Source organism: Adlercreutzia equolifaciens, assembly GCF_029076695.1.
GTDB classification, from domain to species: domain Bacteria; phylum Actinomycetota; class Coriobacteriia; order Coriobacteriales; family Eggerthellaceae; genus Adlercreutzia; species Adlercreutzia equolifaciens_A.
This window is the reverse complement of sequence record NZ_JARFIK010000208.1, coordinates 1-327: the sequence shown is the minus strand read 5'-3', so window position 1 is coordinate 327 and position 327 is coordinate 1. Positions and strand designations below refer to the sequence as shown.

1 protein-coding gene is annotated in these 327 nt (G+C 41.3%); it reads left to right on the top strand.

All coding sequences use genetic code 11. The features are described from left to right. Nucleotides 1-152: 152 nt before the first annotated feature. Nucleotides 153-327, top strand: a 175-nt coding sequence (locus tag PZH32_RS14160) for an MATE family efflux transporter (RefSeq protein ID WP_343074562.1), incomplete at its 3' end; no start/stop codon positions are given.

Here is a 327-nt window from a genome sequence, read left to right as displayed (position 1 = left end):
AAGGCATCCGAAGTATGGTGTCGGAGTGTTAAGATCGGAAGATGATCTGATGGTTGAGGCAGAGTTTGACGGATACGGAGTGAAGCAGTTCCTGAAAGCATTTGGTGAAGTCGAGATAATAGGATGAGTGAAACACAAAGGAAGTGAGTAAAATGAATGAAACCACACAACAAAATCGTTTATTTGACAATAAAAAACTAGCTGCACTTCTAATTCCACTGGCAGTAGATCAGCTCCTTAATTCATTTATGGGAACTGTGGATACACTGGTAGTCAGTAATCTTGGCTCAGCAGCGATTTCAGCAGTTTCACTGGTAGATTCGATCA